The organism is Duganella sp. CF458 (assembly GCF_900113115.1).
Taxonomy (GTDB): domain Bacteria; phylum Pseudomonadota; class Gammaproteobacteria; order Burkholderiales; family Burkholderiaceae_D; genus Rugamonas.
Genome location: NZ_FOOF01000003.1, coordinates 1 through 19922, shown reverse-complemented (window position 1 = coordinate 19922; position 19922 = coordinate 1). Strand labels below are relative to the sequence as shown.

The following is a 19922-nucleotide window of genomic DNA, read 5'->3' as shown; positions in this document are numbered from 1 at the left end:
TCACCGCCCAAGACCATGCACCGACAAGCGTCCCCTTTCAAGGCGTGGCTGTTCGCCGCGCTCTCGCTCTTTGTTCTCCTGTTTGCCGGTGCGGCGCGGGCCGACGAGGAATTCCTCGATCCCAAGGTTGCCTTCAAGTTTTCCGCCAAGGTGGTGGAGGGCAAGGCCATCGCCGTGACGTACGAGATCGCGGATGGCTATTACATGTATCGCGAGCGCTTCAAGTTCGTGGCCGACGGCGCAACCTTGGGCGAACCGCAAATCCCGCCGGGCAAGGTCAAATACGACGAAACGTTTGCCAAGAATGTGGAGACCTACCGCCACCAGGTGACCATCGTGATCCCGGTGCAGGCGCCGGGGCCGTTTACCCTGAAGGCCACCAGCCAGGGCTGCTCGGAAAAGGGCCTGTGCTATTCGCCAATGGATTCGTCGGCGCGCCTGATGGTGGTTGGCGGCAGCGCCGCCAGCAGCAGCGGGGTGTTCGGCATCGGCGCCAAGCAGGACGCTGCGACTGGCCAGCAGAGCGTTCCAGGCGCACCGGAGCCGGCCGGCATCGATACGCCGGCGGCAGCGGTTGCCGCCGCCCCCGCAGCCTTGGCACCGGCAGCCAGCGGCGACAGCGAAATGGGCCAGATCGAATCGGCCTTGAAAGGCGGCAGCCTGCTGGTGATCGCCCCGCTGTTCATCCTGCTGGGCCTGGGCCTGTCGTTCACCCCCTGCGTGCTGCCAATGGTCCCGATCCTGTCCTCGATCATCGTGGGCGACGGCTCCTCCGGCAATCGCTCACGCGGCTTTGTGCTGTCGGTCAGCTATTCGCTTGGCATGGCGATCGTCTACACCGCGCTTGGCGTCGCGGCCGGCCTGATCGGCCAGGGCCTGTCGGCTGCCCTGCAGAACCCGTGGGTGCTGGGTGCCTTCGGCATGCTGATGGCGGGCATGGCACTCTCCATGTTCGGCGTCTATGACCTGCAAGTGCCGGCAGCGATGCAATCGCGCCTGGCTGGCGCATCGAACCGCCAGTCCGGCGGCAAGCTGGCCGGCGTCTTCGCCATGGGCGCCATCTCGGCCCTGATCGTGGGCCCTTGCGTCGCCGCCCCGCTGGCCGGTGCGCTGGTGTACATCAGCCAGACGCGCGACGTGGTCATTGGCGGCAGCGCGCTGTTCTCGATGGCCGTGGGGATGAGCCTGCCGCTGCTGCTGGTCGGCATTTCGGCCGGCGCCCTGGTGCCGCGTGCCGGCATCTGGATGCAAGCGGTGAAGCGTTTCTTCGGCGTGCTGATGCTGGCGATGGCGCTGTGGCTGGTCTCGCCGGTCTTGCCGGGCAAAGTGCAGATGATTGGCTGGGCCATCCTGGGCGTGGGCTACGCCTTCTTCCTGCTGACCCATGAGCGTGGCCAATGGCTGCCGAAAGTGATCGCCGCCTTTTTCGCGGTCTTTGGGCTGATCCAGATTGCCGGGCTGGCCACCGGCAGCGCCGATCCGCTGCACCCGATCGAAAGGCTGGCCGGCCGCGCCGACCGCCACCTGCAATTCACCCGCATCAAGACGGTGGCTGACCTGGATCAGGTGCTGGCGCAAACCGGCGGCAAAACCGTGCTCCTGGACTTTTATGCCGACTGGTGCGTGTCATGCAAGGAGATGGAAAAGCTGACCTTCGTCGATCCGGCAGTCCAGCAGAAACTGGCCAATACCATTTTGCTGCAGGCCGATGTCACGGAGAATAACGAAGCCGACAAGGCCATGCTGCAAAGATTCACCTTGTTCGGCCCACCGGGCATCATCATGTTCAATGCCGCAGGCCAGGAGATTCCCGATTCACGGGTCATTGGATTCCAGAATACCGAGAAATTCCTGCGCTCGCTGCAAAAGCTGAATCCATAAAAAAGGGCGCCGCAAGGCGCCCTTTCTTATCAGCCGTGGTGGCGCATCATGCGGCCGTGGCGATGGTGGCCGAAACGGCCAGACTTCTCGTCGAAAGTCTTTTGCTGCTCAGGCGTCAGCGTAGCGTAGAAAGTCCTGGTCGCCGCCAGCTTGCTTTCCATGCTGGCCAAATGGGCCTTCGCCATTTCAATCCGTTTCTCCATGCGCTCCGGCGCCGGCATGGCCTTGAATGCGACGCGATCGAAATGGCCGCGCTGCGGCATTGACGACTTCAGCGCCGACAAATAAGCCTGCCATGCACCTTCCTGCGCAGGAGTGATTTTCAGCGCATCGTGCATGCGCTTGGCTCGCGCATCCATACGCTCCTGCATTTTGACCGGATCGAATTTGGTGGCCGCATAGCGATGCTGTGGCGCCTCTTCTGCCATGGCCGGCAAGGACGCCGCGCCAAAACCGATAACCGCTGCGCCGATGACGAATGCTTTATGCAAGGTTTTCATGATTAATCCCTTCAGTATTGAACACAATTGAATGTGCACTCGCACTGCACATGGAAGTATCTTCCCGTTTTCCTGTAACCGCGAAGTGTCCCGGGGCCAGCACTTTGTATCCAGATGTTGCATCTATGATTGCCTGATGCCCCGCTACGTTTCTTCGGCAACTCAATGGCACCTGGGCCCTAAGCCAAGACTGATCAGCGCTGCCGGAGTTTTGTAACGCCATGTTTCGACGAGCAATATCTAAACATGGCGATACAAACTGTCTACCCGTGGCCAGCGTTGCAAGGGATAATTGTAGGCATGGAAAATGCCGCCACCATCCTCATCGTCGACGACGACCGCGATATCCGCACCCTGCTGCAGGATTATCTGGAAACCAACGGTTACCGCACCCACGGCGCCAGCGACGGTGCGGCCATGTGGAAGCTGCTTGACAACACCAAGCCCGACCTGATCGTGCTGGACCTGAACCTGCCGGGCGAAGACGGCCTGACCCTGTGCCGCAAGCTGCGCGCCCACTCGACCCTGCCGGTCATCATGTTGACCGCGCGCAGCGAGCCGCTGGACCGCATCCTCGGCCTGGAAATGGGCGCCGACGATTACCTGCCCAAACCGTTCGAGCCGCGCGAGCTGCTGGCCCGCATCCGCAGTGTGCTGCGCCGTAGCACCAGCACCGCCGCCAGCGGTGTTGAAAAAGCCAGCCGCATCCGTTTTTCGAACTGGGTGCTGGACTTGACGGCGCGCCACCTGGTCAACCCGCAGGGCACGGTCATCATGCTGTCCGGCGCCGAATTCCGCCTGCTCAAGGTCTTCCTCGAGCACCCGAACCGCGTGTTGAACCGCGACCAGCTGCTGAACCTGACCCAGGGCCGCGACGCCGACCCGTTCGACCGCTCGATCGACATCCAGATCAGCCGCCTGCGCCAGAAGCTGGGCGAAGATGCCCGCCTGCCGCAGATCATCAAGACGGTGCGCAATGGCGGCTACGTGCTGGCCGGTACGGTGGCCGTGGAGCCTGACTGATGAAAGCGTTTTTCAGGGGCATGACGGGCCGGGTCTTCCTGGTCCTGATGCTGGGCATCCTTGCCTCTGCCGCGCTGACCCAGTACCTCGCCGTCAACGAACGCCAGCGCACCCTGCAGCGCTACCGCGATTTCTTTGCCCTCGAGCGTGCCGAACAGATCATTTCGACGGCCGTGGTGGTCCTGCCGGAGTCGCGCAACCAATACCTGCGCGTGGCCAGCATGGGCGCCATCAAGCTCGAGGTATTGAGCGACCTGAGCGGCATCAATCCGGAAATGAGCGAGTTCGGCGCCACTTTGGCCAACCGCCTCGGCAAGGAATACGGCCTGCAATCGCTGCTGGAGCGCCCGGACGCCTGCGAGCGTCCGACCCCTGCCTACACGGCCTTCTCCGTGTTCGGTGCCGGCACCGGCACCTGGCGCGGCACCTGCGAATCGCTGGCGGTCACCATGCCCGACGGCCAGCACCTGAAACTGTCCATCCTGCCGCCGCGCCAGCCGGCGCCGACAGGCAAAAATGAATATGCCGCTTTTGTTCCATTCCTGCTCAGCATTGCCGTGCTGGCCTACCTGGTGGCCCGCATGACGATGGGTCCGCTGAATAAATTGGCCGATGCCGCCAAGAACCTGGGGAACGACATCAACCACGCGCCGATCAAGCTGGGTGGGGCGACGGAAATCCGTACCGCCTCGGCCGCCTTCAACGCCATGCAGGCGCGCATCCGCCAGCACATCGCCCAGCGCACCGAAATGCTGGCGGCCATTACCCACGATTTGCAGACCCCGCTGACCCGCATGCGCCTGCGCCTGGAAAAGGTGAAGGACCCGGAACTGCAGGGCAAGCTGCTGGAAGACCTGTCGGCCATGCAGCAGATGGTCAAGGAAGGCCTGGACCTGGCGCGCAGCATGGACACGACCGAAGCGATGCAGCGCGTCGACCTCGACGCCCTGCTCGACAGCGTGTGCGCCGATGCCACCGATGCCGGCCAGGACGTGGACTTGAAAGGGCGCGCCGCCATGGACCTGATGGGCCGGCCGCTCGACATCCGCCGCTGCCTGGTCAACCTGATCGACAACGCCGTCAAGTATGGCCAGCGCGCCCACGTGACGGTCGAGCGCGAAGCCGGCGCGTCGCGCGTGCGCATCCGCGACGAAGGACCGGGCATCCCGGCCGGCCAGCTGGCGCAGGTGTTCGAACCGTTCTACCGCCTGGAAACTTCGCGCAACCGCTCCTCCGGCGGCACCGGCCTCGGCCTGACGATTGCGCGCAATATCGCTGAACAGCATGGCGCCAGCCTGAGCCTGGCCAATCACGCGAGCGGTGGCCTGGAAGCCACCCTCGTGTTCCCGGAATTTTATGCAGGAAAATAGTTGGACCTCTCATGAAGAAGAAAACTTTGGCAGTAGTGGTGGGCCTGGCCGTGGCAATCGGCGGCGGCGCCTGGTTTGCGAACCAGGGCCCGGCAGAGCAGGGCGGCGCGCCAGCGCAAGGCAATGGCGGCGGTGGCGCCAAGGGCAAGGGTGAGCAAGGCCCGACCACGGTCAACGTGGTGGCGCCGCTGCGCCAGGATGTGCCGGTGGCGCTGTCGGCCAACGGCACCGTGAGCCCGATCTCCACTGTCGACCTGCACCCGCAAACCACCAGCACCATCGTCAAGGTGCATGTGAAGGAAGGCCAGTTCGTCAAGCAGGGCGAGCTGATGTTCTCGCTCGACGCCCGCACCGAAGCGGCCAACGTCGAGAAAGCCGACGCGCAAGTGGCGAAAGACCGCGCCACCCTGGCCGACCTGGAGCGCCAGTACCAGCGCGCGCAGGAATTGCGCACCCAGAATTTCCTGGCGCAGAGCGCGGTCGATACCCTGAAGAGCCAGGTGGACTCCAGCCGCGCCGCGCTGGAAGCCGATATCGCGGTAGCCCGCGCCAGCAAGGTCGACCAGAGCTTCACGCAAATCCGTTCGCCGCTGACCGGCCGTGTCGGCGCCATCAACGTCTACCCGGGCAGCCTGGTGCAGCTCAGCACCTCGCTGACCAGCGTGACCCAACTGAACCCGATCAACGTCGCCTTCACCGTACCGGAATCGAGCCTGGCGGCCCTGCTGGACGCCCAGCGCGCCGGCAAGGTGGCGGTGCAAGCGTTCCAGAACAATTCGGACAAGCCGGTCCACGGCCAGCTCAGCTTTGTCGACAATACAGTCGACCCGGTGGCCGGCGTGATCCGCGTCAAGGCCGTGTTCGACAATGCCGACACCCGCCTGTGGCCGGGCCAATACGTCAATACCAAGCTGACGGTGGCCACGCTGAAAGATGCGCTGGTGGTCCCGCAGAACGCTATTATTACCAATACCAAAGGTACCTTTGTGTACGCCGTTGCGCCTGACCAGACGGCCAAGGTTGTCAACGTGCAACGCATCCACGGCTTCGGCGCGCTGGCCGCGGTCACCGGCCTGCACGGCGATGAACAGATCATCGTGGAAGGCAAGCAGAACCTGCGGCCGGGCGGCAAAGTCCGTCTCGCCGAACCCGCAGTGGCACAGAACGGCAAGGGCCACAAGAAAGGCAAGTCCGAATGAACCTTTCCGAGCTGAGTATCCGGCGCCCCGTGATGGTGGTGCTGCTCTCGCTGAGCCTGATCCTGGCAGGCGTGCTGGCCTATGCCCACATCCCGGTTGCCGCACTGCCGAGCTACAACACCCCGGTCATCAACGTCAGCGCCGACTTGCCGGGCGCGTCGCCGGAAACCATGGCCTCGTCGGTTGCGCTGCCGCTGGAAAAACAGTTCTCGACCATCGGCGGCCTGTCGATGATCACCTCGACCAGCACGCTCGGCAATACGTCGTTGACGCTGGAATTCGACCCTTCGATCAACGTCAATGAAGCGGCGGTCGATGTGCAGGCCGCGCTGCTGCGCGCCCAGCGCTCGCTGCCGCAGGAAATGACCGACTTGCCGTCCTACCGCAAGGTCAACCCGGCCGATGCGCCGGTGCTGTTCGCCACCATGACCTCGCCCTCGCTGAGCTTGTCCGAGCTCAACGATTACGCGGAAAACCTGGTGGCGCCCAACCTGTCCACCCTGCCGGGCGTGGCCCAGGTCTCGGTCAATGGCCAGAAGCGTTTCGCAGTGCGCGTGCGTGCCAAGCCGGACCTGATGAACTCGCGCAACCTGACGCTCGACGAGCTGCAGGCCGCCATCAAGGCGGCCAACGCCAACACGCCGCTCGGCACCATCGATGGCCCGAGCCAGACCCTGACCATCCAGGGCAATGCGCAATTGATGCGCGCCGCTGATTTCGCCGACCTGATCATCGCTACCCGCAATGGCCAGCCGGTGCGCCTGAAGGAAGTGGCGACGGTGGAGGACAGTTACCAGTCGATCAAGGCCGCCGGCAGCTATAACGGCGAGCGCGCCATCGTGCTGCTGGTGCAACGCCAGCCCGATGCCAACACCGTGCAGGTGGTCGATGCGGTGCGCAAGCTGCTGCCGCGCTTCCGTGCCCAGCTGCCGGAATCGGTCTCGATCAACCTGGTCAACGATCGCTCGGTGTCGATCCGCGAAGCGATCCACGACGTCAACCTGACCCTGGCGCTGACGGTGGTATTGGTGGTGCTGGTGATCTTCCTGTTCCTGCGCCGCCTGGCCGCCACCTTCATCCCGGCCGTCACGATGCCGATTTCCTTGCTCGGCGCGCTGGCGCTGCTGTATGCGCTGGGTTACAGCCTGGACAACGTGTCCCTGCTCGGCATCACGCTGGCAGTGGGCCTGGTGGTCGACGATGCGATCGTGGTGCTGGAAAACATCGTGCGCCATATCGAGCTGGGCAAGAAGCCTTTGCAGGCGGCCTTGATCGGCTCGAAGGAAATGGGCTTCACCATCGTATCGATTTCGATTTCGCTGGTGGCGGTGTTCATTCCGATCTTCTTCATGCCCGGCGTAATGGGCTTGATGTTCCACGAATTCGCGGTGGTGGTCGGCCTGTCGGTGCTGGTGTCGGCGATCGTGTCGCTGACCCTGGTGCCGATGCTGGCCTCGCGCTTCATGCCGGCCGATTCGCATGAGACGTCGGGCGACGACACGTTCATCGGGCGCCACTTCGAGCGCGCCTTCCACGCCACGCGCGACGCCTATGCGCGCACGCTGGACCTGGCCTTGCACCACCGCTTCGTGGTGCTCGGCATCGCGCTGGGCACCTTCGCGCTGACGGCCTGGCTGTATATCGCCATCCCGAAAGGCTTCTTCCCGGAAGAAGACCTGGGCCAGATCCGCGTCAATACCGAGGCGTCGGAAGATATTTCCACCTCCGCCATGCTGGAACTGCAGGAGAAGGTGGCCGCGACGATCCAGGCCAACCCCAACATCAAGGACGTGACCTCATTCACCGGCGGCGGCAATACCGGCCGCATGTTCCTGGTGCTGAAACCGCGTTCGGAGCGCAAGAAGATGGCCGAAGTGCTGGACAGCCTGCGCAAGGAAACAAAAAAGATCGCCGGCATCCAGGTCTACCTGAGCCCGGTGCAAAACCTGCAGCTTGGCGGCCGCCCATCGAAGAGCCGTTACCAGTACACGCTGCAGTCGGTCAGCCCGGATGCGCTGAATGACTGGGCCGGCAAGTTCCTCGACCAGATGCGCACCGATACCGATTTCCGCGACGTGACCAGCGATTCGCAGAACCGCGGCTTGCAGGCGCAGTTGAAGATCGACCGCGACAAGGCCAATATGCTGGGCGTCAAGCTGGCCGATGTGCGCACCGCGCTCTACCTGGCATTCGGCGAGCGCCAGGTGTCGACCATCTATTCCTCTGCCGCCAGCTATTTCGTGATCCTGGAAGCGGCCACCGAAGACCGCCAGTTCGACGATTCGCTGACCAAGCTGTCGGTGCGCAACAGCAGCGGGCAACTGGTGCAGCTGTCGAGCTTTGCCAGCGTCGAGCGCACGGTGGGGCCGACCTCGGTCAACCACCAGGGCCAGTTGCAGGCGATCACGATCTCCTTCAACCTGGCGCCCGATGTCCCGCTCGGCAATGCCACGGCCAAGATCGAAAAGATGGGCCTGCAGATGGGCCTGCCCGCTTCGATCATCACCAGCTACGGCGGCGATGCGGCGGTGTTCCAGGATTCGCAAAGCAGCCAGCTGATCCTGATCGTGGCGGCGCTGGGCGTGATCTATGTGCTGCTGGGCGTGCTGTACGAGAGCTATATCCACCCGCTGACCATCCTGGCCGGCCTGCCCTCGGCTGCCGTGGGCGCGCTGCTGACCTTGTGGGTCTTCAAGATGGACCTGACCATGATCGCCATCATCGGCATCCTGATGCTGATCGGTATCGTGAAGAAGAATGCGATCATGATGATCGACTTCGCCCTGGTGGCGCAGCGGGAAGAGGGCAAGGCGCCGCTGGAGGCGATCCGCGAGGCCTGCATCCTGCGCTTCCGCCCGATCATGATGACCACGCTGGCGGCCCTGATGGGCGCCTTGCCGATTGCGCTGGGCCTGGGCGCCGGCGCCGAGCTGCGCCAGCCGCTGGGCCTGGCCGTCATCGGCGGCCTGCTGTTCTCCCAGGTCATTACGCTGTACATCACGCCGGTGATCTACCTGTTCCTGGACAAGTACTCCGGCAGCGGCCCGATGAAGGATGGGGACCTGGATGACGGTTCTGCAACGGATGCCGTGCAGCCGGTCGAGCTGAGGGCCGTCAAAGCGGCCAAACACTGATAATATGCTGGGCGGCGCTTACAAGCTGTAACACTCGTGAAGGACGAAAGTCGGTAAGCTTCCACCCCAGCATCCTCAGTAAAAAGCCAATATCTTGCACCAGTACACCCATTCCCACGCCGAACTTGCGGCCCACGACGGGCATCATTGCCCGACCTGTGGCCAGCCATGGCCGCAGGATAAGGTGCTCGAATATGGTTCAGGCAAGCCGAACCGTTGGGGTATCGCCTTCACCATCGGCCTGCACCTGCTGGTGGTGCTGATCTATTTCATCAAGCCGAAGGACAAGATCGACCTGACCCCGCCGCCCAAGGCTGGCGAGATGGTCTACATCACCCCCGGCAAGCCGGCGCCGCAACCCAAGCCCAAAGCGCAGCCGAAGGCCAAGCCTTCCAAGGAAACGCCGCGCTCCTCGCGCGCCTACCTGCCGCCGAACAAGAACGCGATCACCGAGGTCATCAAGCCGCAGGAAAAGCTTGTGCCGCCTGAGCAGGCCAAGCTGACCCCGGTGCCGGATACCGTGCCCGACATGGCAGCCTTGATCGAGCAGCGCCGCCGCGCGCGCAATGGCGATGCGCAGCAGCCGGCGCAGGAAGAAGATGCCGGCGCCACCGGCAAGGCGCGCGCCCTGGCCAATATCATGGGTGCCCAGGGCCGCAACGCCAACGGCGAGCGCAATGATACCGGCGGCGTGTTCCAGATCGTCAACCAGACCTTCAATGGTGCGGATATCAAGTTCCGCGGCTTCAGTTCCAATTTCAAGCGCCAATGGCAGCAGCAGGTCCACGTCGACCAAGGCTCTGAAAAAGATATCGAAACGGCAATCGTCAAGAAGATGATCGAAATGATCCGCAAGGAGAAGCCGGGCGACTTCGTCTGGGAATCGCATCGCCTCGGCCGCAATGTCCCAATGAGCGCGCGCAAGGAAGACGAGAAAGAGCTGCAAGCCTTCCTGTTGCTCGAGTTCTGGCCGAATTATGGCAAAGTGCGATAAGGCAACAACGTTGTAAAAATTCTTGAAAGCGCCAGGGTTCTTGCCGCTATAATCGCCGAATTTGCCGATTGGAGCCGGAGTTTTAGCCGCGATGAACATCACCCTGATTTCCTTTGTTGTGCTGTACCTGCTGGGCACCCTGGCCATCGGCGCATGGGCTGGCACCCGTATCAAGAACACAACCGATTTCGCCGTGGCGGGACGCAGCTTGCCGCTGATTATGGTCGTCACGACAACGTTTGCCACCTGGTTTGGCGCGGAAACGGTGATGGGTATTCCGGCCAAGTTCGTGCAGGGCGGCCTCAATGCCATCGTGGAAGATCCCTTCGGCGCGGGCACCTGCCTGATCCTGGTCGGCATGTTCTTCGCGGCCCGCCTGTACAAGCTCAACCTGCTCACCATCGGCGATTTTTACCGCCAGCGCTACGGCAAGGGCATCGAGGTATTCTGCTCGATCGCCATCATCATTTCCTACCTTGGCTGGGTGGCGGCGCAGATTACCGCGCTGGGCCTGGTATTCACGGTGTTGACCAACGGCGCCATGTCGGAAACCGCAGGCATGATTGTCGGCACGCTGGCCGTGCTGATCTATGTGGTGATCGGCGGCTTCCTGGCCGTGGCCTGGACCGACTTCATCCAGATGATCGTGCTGGTGGTGGGCTTGACCATCATCGCCATCTTTTCGGCCGATCTGGCCGGCGGCTCCGCCAAGGTGCTGACCGTGATCAGCGACAAGGAGCTGTGGAATTTCATGCCGCCAGCCACCTTTACCGATATCGCCTTCTTCGTCGGCGCCGCCGTGACCATGATGCTGGGCTCGATCCCGCAGCAGGACGTATTCCAGCGCGTGATGTCGGCAAAGGATGCGCCGACCGCGCGCACCGGCGCGGTGATCGGCGGCGCCAGCTACATCATCTTTGCCGCCGTGCCGATGTTCATCGTGACCTGCGCCATCATCGTGATGGGGGAAGGCGGGTTGGAAATGGCCAAGAACGATTACCAGCGCCTGCTGCCTACCTTCGTGCTGACCAAGATGCCGCTGGTGATGCAGATCCTGTTCTTCGGCGCATTGCTGTCGGCGATCAAGTCGACCTCGTCGGCGACGCTGCTGGCGCCATCGACCAGCTTCGTGGAAAACATCCTGAAGAACCTGCGCCCGGGCATGAGCGACAAGAAGCAGCTGTTCGCCATGCGCGCCACCATCGTGGTGTTCGCCGCCACTGTGCTGGCGTACGCGATTGCGATGAAAGGCACCTCGATTTATGAGCTGGTGTCGACTGCCTACCAGGTGACCCTGGTGGGCGCGTTCGTGCCGCTGCTGATGGGACTGTACTGGAAGCGCGCCACCACCCAAGGCGCGGTGTTCTCGGTGGGCGCCGGGATTGCCGTATGGGTGATGTTCTTCCCGCAGATTTCGCCATGGGGCGCGGCGTTCCCCGGCCAGCTGGCCGGCCTCGGCGCCGCCTTCGCCGGCATGATCGCCGGCTCACTGATGCCGCAGGTGCTGCAGAATCGCCAGGAGGCGGTACATCACGTCAAAGGCTTGAACGCATAAAAAATGGGGACGTACCCCATTTATTGAGCAACATTGCAGAATAAATGGGGTACGTCCCCATTTATTTTTTAGCCCTTCAGCTTGCGGGCAATGTCGAGGGCGAAGTAGGTCAGGACGCCGTCGGCGCCGGCGCGCTTGAAGGCCATCATCGATTCCATCATCACCTTGTCATGATCGAGCCAGCCGTTCAGCGCGGCGGCCTTCAGCATGGCGTATTCGCCCGACACCTGGTAGGCGTAGGTCGGCACCTTGAATTCATCCTTCACGCGGCGCACGATGTCCAGGTAAGGCATGCCTGGCTTGACCATCACCATGTCGGCGCCTTCGGCGATATCCAGCGCCACTTCGCGCAGGGCTTCGTCGGTGTTGGCCGGGTCCATCTGGTAGGTGAATTTGTCGGCCTTGCCCAGCGCCGCTGCCGAACCGACCGCGTCGCGGAACGGGCCGTAGAAGGCGGAAGCGTATTTCGCCGAGTAGGCCATGATGCGGGTGTGGATCAGGCCCTTGTCTTCCAGCGCCTGGCGCATCACGCCGATGCGGCCATCCATCATGTCGGACGGGCCGACGATGTCGACCCCGGCTTCGGCCTGGGTCAGCGCCTGGCGCACCAGCATGGCAGTGGTTTCGTCGTTCAGGATCGAGCCCTTATCATCGACCGTGCCGTCCTGGCCGTGGCTGGTGTACGGGTCCAGCGCCACGTCGGTCATGATGCCCAACTCGGGGAAGTTCTTCTTCAGCTCGCGCACGGCGCGCGGGATCAGGCCTTCCGGATTGGTGGCTTCCATGCCGTCATTGGTTTTCAGCGACGGGTCGATATTCGGGAACAGCGACAGCACGGGGATGCCCAGCTTCACGCATTCTTCGGCCACCTTCAGCAGGTTGTCGATCGAGATGCGGTCCACGCCCGGCATGGTGCCCACCGCTTCGCGGCGGTTGGCGCCTTCCACCACGAAGACCGGGTAGATCAGGTCGTCGACGGTGACGGTGTTCTCGCGCATCAGCGCGCGCGAGAACGGGTCGCGGCGCATGCGGCGCATGCGGATGGCTGGAAAATCAGGAGTGATCATGCTTCGCTTTCATCTGGAGTGGGCGCTTGGTCGCCTTCGGCGAGGCCGGCCAGCTCTTCGATCTTGGCCGTCGCTTCCTCGATACCGATGCGCTTCAGCGCGGAGAACAGTTGCACGGTGAACGGGAACCCTGCGCCGTCTTCATCGACGTAGCTGTCGAGCTTGGCTTGCGCCTGGCGCAGCACATTGATGGATTCATTGCGGTTCAGCTTGTCGGCCTTGGTCAGGATGCAGTGGATCGGCTTGCCGGTCGGGGCAAACCATTCGATCATCTGCTGGTCCAGGTCGGTGAAGGGCCGGCGTGCGTCCATCATCAGGATCAGGGCGGCCAGTTGCTCGCGCCGCTGGACATAGTCGCCCAGCAGGCGCTGCCAGTGGTTCTTGGCGTCGCCCGACACTTCCGCATAGCCGTAGCCCGGCAAGTCGGCCACCAGGCACTGCAGCTCATCCATGTTGATCGGATCGTGGCGGTGCATCGCGACGTGCGCGCCGCCGATCGAGAAGAAGTTGATGTGCTGGGTGCGGCCCGGGGTCTTGGAGGCGAAAGCCAGTCCTTTCTGGTTGCACAGGATATTGATCGCGGTCGATTTGCCAGCATTGGAACGGCCCGCAAAGGCGATCTCTGGCACCGTCGTGCGCGGCAGGTCGCGCAGATGGTTAACGGTAGTGAAAAAACGGGCTTGCCAGAGTTTGGACATGGGGAAAGCAACAAAAGAGGGCAAAAATGCAGGAAAGCTATTGTACAATAAGGGGTTACGAATTGTTGCCATGCTATATTGCGCCAATTCTTATACTACTCATTATTTACTTCTGTCCCAAGGTGTCTGAATGAATCGTGCGTTTTCGCCATTTGTAAAATCCTTGTTCGTCGCAATGCTGGCCGTTTCCGGCGTGGCCTCCGCTAGTGAAGCGCATGCCCCGGCAGCAGCCAAGGTTGATCCAGCCAAAGGCGCTACCCTGTATGCTGAAGGTGACAACGCGCGCGGCATTCCAGCCTGCGTATCCTGCCACGGCGCCAAGGGTGCATCGACCATCACCATCAATCCGAAACTGGGTGGCCAGGGCGAAGCCTACGTTTACAAGCAACTGGTGGCCTTCAGCGGCGATGCACGTCCAGGCACCGTGATGACCGCTTTCGCCAAGGCGCTGACCGACGAAGAGAAGAAAAACGTTGCAGCCTACCTGGCCACCGAGCCAAACAAGGCCGGCGCCGCCAAGAACAAGGACACCGTCGAACTGGGCAAGAAGATCTACCGCGGCGGCATCGCTGAAAACCGCGTGCCGGCCTGTGCTTCCTGCCACGGCCCAGCCGGCGGCGGCATGCCAGCCATGTACCCGCGCGTTGGCGGCCAGCACCAGGATTACAGCGCTGCCACCCTGAAGGCCTTCAAGGCCGGCACCCGCAAGTCCAGCCCTGAAATGCAAACCATCGCTTACCGCATGTCCGACAAGGAAATCGAAGCGGTTGCCGACTACATGGCCGGCTTGAAGTAATTGCAATGCGCCGCCCGCTGCAGGGCGGTGTTGGACATGAAAAGGGCGGCCGCGCAAGCAGGCTGCCCTTTTTTTGCGTATCCTCCTGACTTTTCCCCTGGGTAGCAATGAGCGACACCCCAAGCACTTCCGGAATCCAGCTGCGCAACCGGCGCGGTCCACTGGCCGAGACGGTCGAGTTGCTGTCGTCGATGCGCTTCGCCATCGCGCTGTTCGTGGTGATCATCTTCGCCGCGATCATCGGCACCATCGTGCAGCAAAGCCAGCCGATGCCGAACTACATCAACCAGTTCGGCCCGTTCTGGTTCGAAGTGTTTAATAAACTGGGCCTGTACGCGATTTACTCGTCGTGGTGGTTCGTTTCGATGTGCGCCTTGCTGGTCGTGTCGACCTCGCTGTGCATCGTGCACAATACGCCCAAGATGCTGAAGGATATGCAAAGCTGGCGCGAGAAGGTGCGCGAGGCGTCGCTCAACAATTTCCACCACAAGACTCATTGGCAATCGCCGCTGTCGCGCGAGCAATTGGCCGCGCAGACCGCCCAGCGCCTGGGCCACGCCGGCTACGGCGCCAAGGTCATCGAAAAAGACGGCGCCATCCTGGTGTCGGCCAAGCGCGGCGCGGGCAACAAGTTCGGCTATATCTTTGCCCACAGCGCCATCGTCATCATCCTGGTTGGCGGCATGCTCGATTCCGACCTGCCGATCCGCTTCCAGCAATGGATGTTGGGCAAGACCGCCTTCGGCGGCACCGGCCTGATCGCGGATATCCCGGTCCAGCACCGCCTTGGCGTGCACAACCCGACCTACCGCGGCAATATCGCGCTGCCGGAAGGCGCGGCCGGCAATACCGCCATCCTGCCGCGCCCGGACGGCGTGCTGCTGCAAGACTTGCCGTTCACCATCCAGCTCAAGAAGTTCGATATCGATTTTTACAGCACCGGCATGCCGAAGCTGTTCGCCAGCCACGTGACCGTGCGTTCCAACGAGAGCGGCAAGACGGTCGATGCCGTGGTCGAGGTCAACAAGCCGTTGATCTTTGAAGGCGTGGCGATCTACCAGTCGTCCTTCGAAGACGGCGGCAGCAAGCTGAAATTGCTGGGCCACCCGATGCAGGGCAGCGCCACCACCACCTTCGGCCTGGACGGCGAGGTCAACGGCAGCACCAAGCTGAATGACGAGTACACGGTAGAGTGGAGCGACTTCCGCCCCTTCAACGTGGAAAACATCAGCGGCCGGGACGCCCGTGCCGTCACCAAGGGCGAAAGCCTGAACGAATCGTTCTCGCGCAGCCTGGACAAGCAACTCGGTTCGGCAGCCAAGACCGCGCATAACAAGGACCTGAAAAACGTCGGCCCCTCGGTGCAGTACAAGCTGCGCGACAAGACCGGCCAGGCGCGCGAATACCAGAACTACATGCAGCCGGTGACCATCGAAGGCGATACCGTTTTCCTGGCCGGGGTGCGCGCCAATCCTTCCGACCCGTTCAGCTACCTGCGCATTCCGGCCGACGACGAACACAGCGTGCGCGAGTGGATGCGCCTGCGCGCCGCCCTGCAGGACCCGGCCCTGCGCCAGAAAGCCGCAGCGAACTACGCGGCGCACGCCATGCCGCAATCGAAGGCTGGCGACGTCCTGCGCGGGCAGCTGGAAGCCTCGGCGCTGAAAGGCCTGGAGATCTTCGCCGGCGACAGCAACGGCGCCGGCTTCTTTGCCATCAGCCGTTTCCTGGAGAAGGTACCGCAGGCCGAGCAGACCAAGGCCGCCGAGATCTTCCTGAAGATTCTGAATGGCTCGATGTGGGAGCTGTGGCAGGCCGCCCGTGCCCAGGATGGCAAGGCCGCCGCCGCGCTGGATGAAACCCATGGCCGCTTCCTGCAACTGGCCACCAACGCGCTGTCGGACAGCTTCTTCTACGGCGCCCCGGTCTACCTGCAACTCGATGAGTTCACGCAAATCAAAGCATCGGTATTCCAGGTGACACGCTCGCCGGGCAAGACCATCGTGTACATTGGCTGCCTGCTGCTGGTGCTGGGGGTGTTCGCGATGTTCTATATCCGCGAGCGCCGCGTCTGGGTCTGGATCAAGGATGGCGAAGGCGGTGCCGAGGCCCTGATGGCCATGAGCACGCAGCGCAAGACGCTGGACTTCGAACAGGAATTTAAGGAACTCAAGGAAAAACTTCCGCAATCGGCGTAAGCTGTTGCCAAGTTTTGGAGAATCGCAAATGGAAGCAATACAAACCTATACCCAGCAACCCGGCTATTTCAAGCGCCTGAACGCGTTCGACTGGTTGTTTGCACTGGCCTTGTGCGCAGGGGCGCTGTACGCCTTCAACCGCTTCGGCGCCTATATGGACATCTACGAGAAGGGCATCCTGCTGGCATCGGCCCCGGTGTTCGCCGCGCTGGGCTGGTACTGGAAGCCGCTGCGCTGGCTGATGCCGCTGTCGTTTGCGCTGGCGCTGTGGGCGGTCAGCCTGTACGGCGGCGACCTGGCGGCCGCGGACAAGCGCTTCTTCCTCAAATACATGCTATCGAGCCAGTCGGCCATCCTGTGGATGAGCACCATGTTCGTCCTGTCCACGCTGTTCTACTGGGTCGGGCTGGTGGCGCGCTCCGACTTCGGCGGCGCCATCGGCTCGCGGCTGTGCTGGGCCGGCATCGTGCTGGGCGTGACCGGCATGCTGGTGCGCTGGTACGAGTCCTACCTGATCGGCACCGACGTCGGCCATATCCCGATCTCGAACCTGTACGAAGTGTTCATCCTGTTCTCGCTGATCACCGCGATGTTCTACCTGTACTATGAAGCGCACTACCAGACCCGCGCCCTGGGGCCCTTCGTGCTGCTGGTGATTTCGGCCGCGGTCGGCTTCCTGCTGTGGTACACCGTGGCGCGCGGCGCATCGGAGATCCAGCCCTTGGTGCCGGCCCTGCAAAGCTGGTGGATGAAGATCCACGTGCCGGCCAACTTCATCGGCTACGGCACGTTTGCGCTGGCTGCCATGGTGGCCTCGGCCTACCTGCTCAAGTCGCATGGCCTGCTGGTGGACCGCCTGCCATCGCTGGACGTGCTGGATGACGTGATGTACAAGGCGATCTCGATCGGCTTCGCCTTTTTCACCATCGCCACCATCCTGGGCGCCCTGTGGGCGGCGGAAGCCTGGGGCGGCTACTGGTCCTGGGACCCGAAAGAAACCTGGGCGCTGATCGTCTGGTTGAACTACGCAGCCTGGCTGCACATGCGCCTGATGTCGGGCCTGCGCGGCCGTCCTGCAGCATGGTGGGCCCTGGTCGGCCTGCTGGTCACCACCTTCGCCTTCCTGGGCGTGAACATGTTCCTCTCCGGCCTGCATTCCTACGGCAAGCTTTAATATCGGCTTCAGCAAACTGGTGTAAGGTTTAGCTATTACCTTGCACCAGTTGGAGCCGACCATGTTGATTCTCCCTTCCGAAATCACGCCGCGCGAAGTGTTCGAGTCGCGCCGCAAGTTCATCAAGCTGGCCGCAGCGGGCGCCATCCTCGGCCCCGAACTGGTGCAAGCCGCCAATCTTCCCGCCAAGCTGAATCCTGCTTACGCCGTGATGGAAAAGCAGACCTCGCGCAAGGACGCCACCAGCTACAACAACTTCTACGAGTTCGGCACCGACAAGTCGGACCCGGCCGAAAATGCCCACACGCTGCGCACGCGTCCATGGACGGTACAGATCGAAGGCGAAGTCAAAAAGCCGATGACGCTGGACATCGACAGCCTGCTCAAGCTGGCACCCCTGCAAGAGCGCATCTACCGCCTGCGTTGCGTGGAAGGCTGGTCGATGGTGATCCCGTGGATCGGTTATTCCTTCTCCGAATTGATCAAGAAGGTCGAGCCGACCGGCAACGCCAAGTTCGTCGAATTCATCACCCTGGCCGACCACAACCAGATGCCCGGCGTGCGCAGCCGCGTGCTCGATTGGCCGTACGTGGAAGGCTTGCGCATCGACGAAGCCAATCACCCGCTGGCGCTGCTCACCCTGGGCATGTATGGCGACGTGCTGCCGAACCAGAACGGCGCGCCGGTGCGCATGGTGGTGCCGTGGAAGTACGGCTTCAAATCCGCCAAGTCCATCGTCAAGATCCGCTTCGTGCGTGATATGCCGCGCACCTCCTGGAACAAGTCGGCGCCCAGTGAGTACGGCTTCTATTCGAACGTAAATCCCGAAGTTGACCACCCGCGCTGGTCGCAGGCCTCCGAGCGCCGCATCGGCGAAGACGGCTTCTTCACCAAGAAGCGCAAGACGCTGATGTTCAACGGCTATCCGGAGGTGGCGTCGCTGTACACGGGCATGGACCTGAAGAAGTTCTACTAAGCCTGTCAGAACGATTGATATGCCATTGAGCGGTTCCGCCCCGAGCTTTAGAGTAGTTGATTTACGCTGGTTCTAATCGGCGTGTGTGCGCCTCGAACATTTCGAGCCGATACGATTCTCTCAATCGTTTGGCTTGAGATTCCTGCACGAGCCATGTACTGGCAAGCTTCCGCGATACCAGCCAAATACAGCAGCGAGAGGCCGCACTGAACCTTCTTCGCCATCTCGTGATCTTGTCGCCTTGGACTCCGCATCCTTAGATAAGGTCGCATGTGCACCTCCTTGCCTGTAGCAAGTATTGCACACGCCGACTAATTTGCTTGCCTATTCGCTGCACTACCTTACAAAACAACAGTCTTGGCTTTGCCTGGTTACGCTATCGCAATGCTCAATCATTGTCGTCAAAATGGACGCTTGAACGTAACGGACGGGGTGCCTGGCTCTGAGAGCAAAGGGCGTCAAGTTTGCGCTCACGCAGGGATTCGAACAGATCGACCATACCTTCGGTATTGCGGCCTTTCCAGCCGTAGGCATCGGCCTGATAGGTGGGCTGACCGCCTGTTGGCGCTTGCCTGGTGCGTCCGCCACCAGACAGTAATCGCTGAATGATCTGGGAAGGAACGCGTTTGCTGATAAGGTAGGCCAACGCATACCGCCATCCACATTCGTCAGCAAGTTCAAGCGCATCGTCGATGACATTGGCCAGGCAATCTGCTGTCCGCCGGTCTACAAAATCTAATGGCATGACAATCTCCTTGAGGTGTACTGTCAATAGTGGACACTCTCGTCTCAAGCTGCCAGCACTTCCTTGTTGAAGTCTGCCGCAAAGCGTGCCGGCGATTTGTAGCCAAGGCGCGAGTGACGCCGTTGGCGGTTGTAGAAGATCTCGATGTACTCCGTAATGGCCGCCTGCGCTTCAGACCTGCATGCAAAGCGACGATGATGAACCAGCTCATTTTTCAAGCTGCCCCAGAAGCTCTCCATCGGCGCGTTGTCGAAGCAGTTTCCCTTGCGCGACATCGAAGTCTGCATTCCGAATTGGTTCTGCAGTTTCCTGTATTTCTCGGCGCAGTATTGACTGCCGCGATCAGAATGATGGATCAATCCCGCCGCCGGTCTTTTGTTGCGCACAGCCCGCCACAAGGCTTGCGCCGTCAAGTCCTGCGTCATGCGTGGCCCCATCGCATACCCCACCAGCTCGCAGGTGAAAACGTCCTTCACGCCGGCCAGATAGAGCCAGCCTTCCTCAGTCGCGATGTAGGTGATGTCTGCCACCCAGGCTTCGTTTGGCCGCGTCGGCAGGAACGTTTGGTTCAACAAGTTCGGCGCGACCGGCATGTCATGCCCGGAATTGGTG

The 19922-nt window shown here is 62.0% G+C and carries 16 protein-coding genes; 11 read left to right on the top strand and 5 right to left on the bottom strand.

Features of this window, described 5'->3' with window-relative positions:
• The first annotated feature begins 15 nt into the window (after positions 1–15).
• Positions 16–1881, top strand: coding sequence for a protein-disulfide reductase DsbD (gene dsbD / locus BM269_RS05255; protein WP_090436004.1), 1866 nt, complete (start codon positions 16–18; stop codon positions 1879–1881).
• Positions 1882–1910: 29 nt separating this feature from the next.
• Here dsbD and BM269_RS05250 read toward each other — a convergent pair whose 3' ends face one another.
• On the bottom strand, positions 1911–2381 hold the full coding sequence (locus BM269_RS05250; RefSeq protein WP_170860289.1) for a Spy/CpxP family protein refolding chaperone: 471 nt from the start codon (positions 2379–2381) through the stop codon (positions 1911–1913).
• Positions 2382–2681: 300 nt separating this feature from the next.
• On the opposite strand from BM269_RS05250, the gene BM269_RS05245 reads away from it, so the two are divergent.
• From BM269_RS05245 to BM269_RS05220, 6 genes are all read left to right on the top strand, one after another.
• Positions 2682–3404: a response regulator gene (locus BM269_RS05245; RefSeq protein WP_090436002.1), complete on the top strand. Its 723-nt coding sequence runs from the start codon at positions 2682–2684 to the stop codon at positions 3402–3404.
• Positions 3404–4774, top strand: a complete 1371-nt coding sequence (locus BM269_RS05240; protein ID WP_090436001.1) for a sensor histidine kinase — start codon at positions 3404–3406, stop codon at positions 4772–4774. Before BM269_RS05245 ends, BM269_RS05240 begins: the two co-directional genes overlap by 1 nt.
• Before the next feature lie 11 nt (positions 4775–4785).
• Complete coding sequence (locus tag BM269_RS05235) at positions 4786–5973, top strand: efflux RND transporter periplasmic adaptor subunit (protein WP_090436000.1); 1188 nt, start codon at positions 4786–4788, stop codon at positions 5971–5973.
• Positions 5970–9107 (top strand): efflux RND transporter permease subunit, encoded by a 3138-nt coding sequence (locus BM269_RS05230; RefSeq protein WP_090435999.1) that lies wholly within the window; start codon positions 5970–5972, stop codon positions 9105–9107. The genes BM269_RS05235 and BM269_RS05230 overlap by 4 nt, the downstream gene beginning before the upstream one ends.
• Positions 9108–9201: 94 nt before the next feature.
• Entirely contained in the window at positions 9202–10101 is a 900-nt protein-coding gene (locus BM269_RS05225) for a cell envelope integrity TolA family protein (protein ID WP_229204509.1), read from the top strand.
• Positions 10102–10192: 91 nt separating this feature from the next.
• A complete protein-coding gene (locus BM269_RS05220; protein ID WP_090435998.1) occupies positions 10193–11656 on the top strand; it encodes a high affinity choline transporter 1 in 1464 nt (487 codons plus the stop codon).
• Positions 11657–11724: 68 nt separating this feature from the next.
• Here BM269_RS05220 and hemB read toward each other — a convergent pair whose 3' ends face one another.
• Together hemB and yihA are read right to left on the bottom strand one after the other, a co-directional pair.
• Positions 11725–12723 carry a porphobilinogen synthase gene (gene hemB / locus BM269_RS05215; RefSeq protein WP_090435997.1) on the bottom strand — a complete coding sequence of 333 codons (999 nt, stop codon included), beginning with the start codon at positions 12721–12723 and terminating at the stop codon, positions 11725–11727.
• Complete coding sequence (gene yihA, locus BM269_RS05210) at positions 12720–13421, bottom strand: ribosome biogenesis GTP-binding protein YihA/YsxC (RefSeq protein ID WP_090435996.1); 702 nt, start codon at positions 13419–13421, stop codon at positions 12720–12722. The genes hemB and yihA overlap by 4 nt, the downstream gene beginning before the upstream one ends.
• Before the next feature lie 130 nt (positions 13422–13551).
• Here yihA and BM269_RS05205 point away from each other — a divergent pair, with 130 nt between their 5' ends.
• The 4 genes from BM269_RS05205 (at position 13552) to msrP (ending at position 18565) form a co-directional block, all read left to right on the top strand.
• Positions 13552–14217: a c-type cytochrome gene (locus BM269_RS05205; protein ID WP_090435995.1), complete on the top strand. Its 666-nt coding sequence runs from the start codon at positions 13552–13554 to the stop codon at positions 14215–14217.
• Between the two features lie 107 nt (positions 14218–14324).
• Complete coding sequence (locus BM269_RS05200) at positions 14325–16415, top strand: cytochrome c biogenesis protein ResB (protein ID WP_090435994.1); 2091 nt, start codon at positions 14325–14327, stop codon at positions 16413–16415.
• Positions 16416–16443: 28 nt separating this feature from the next.
• Positions 16444–17589 carry a c-type cytochrome biogenesis protein CcsB gene (gene ccsB / locus BM269_RS05195; RefSeq protein WP_090435993.1) on the top strand — a complete coding sequence of 382 codons (1146 nt, stop codon included), beginning with the start codon at positions 16444–16446 and terminating at the stop codon, positions 17587–17589.
• Between the two features lie 61 nt (positions 17590–17650).
• Positions 17651–18565, top strand: a complete 915-nt coding sequence (msrP, locus tag BM269_RS05190) for a protein-methionine-sulfoxide reductase catalytic subunit MsrP (RefSeq protein ID WP_090435992.1) — start codon at positions 17651–17653, stop codon at positions 18563–18565.
• A 388-nt stretch (positions 18566–18953) separates the two neighbouring features.
• Here the strand turns inward: msrP and BM269_RS28985 are convergent, their stop codons facing one another.
• Positions 18954–19310: a hypothetical protein gene (locus tag BM269_RS28985; RefSeq protein WP_139232671.1), complete on the bottom strand. Its 357-nt coding sequence runs from the start codon at positions 19308–19310 to the stop codon at positions 18954–18956.
• Positions 19311–19354: 44 nt separating this feature from the next.
• Positions 19355–19922, bottom strand: a 568-nt coding sequence (locus BM269_RS05185; RefSeq protein WP_139232670.1) for an IS3 family transposase, incomplete at its 5' end; no start/stop codon positions are given.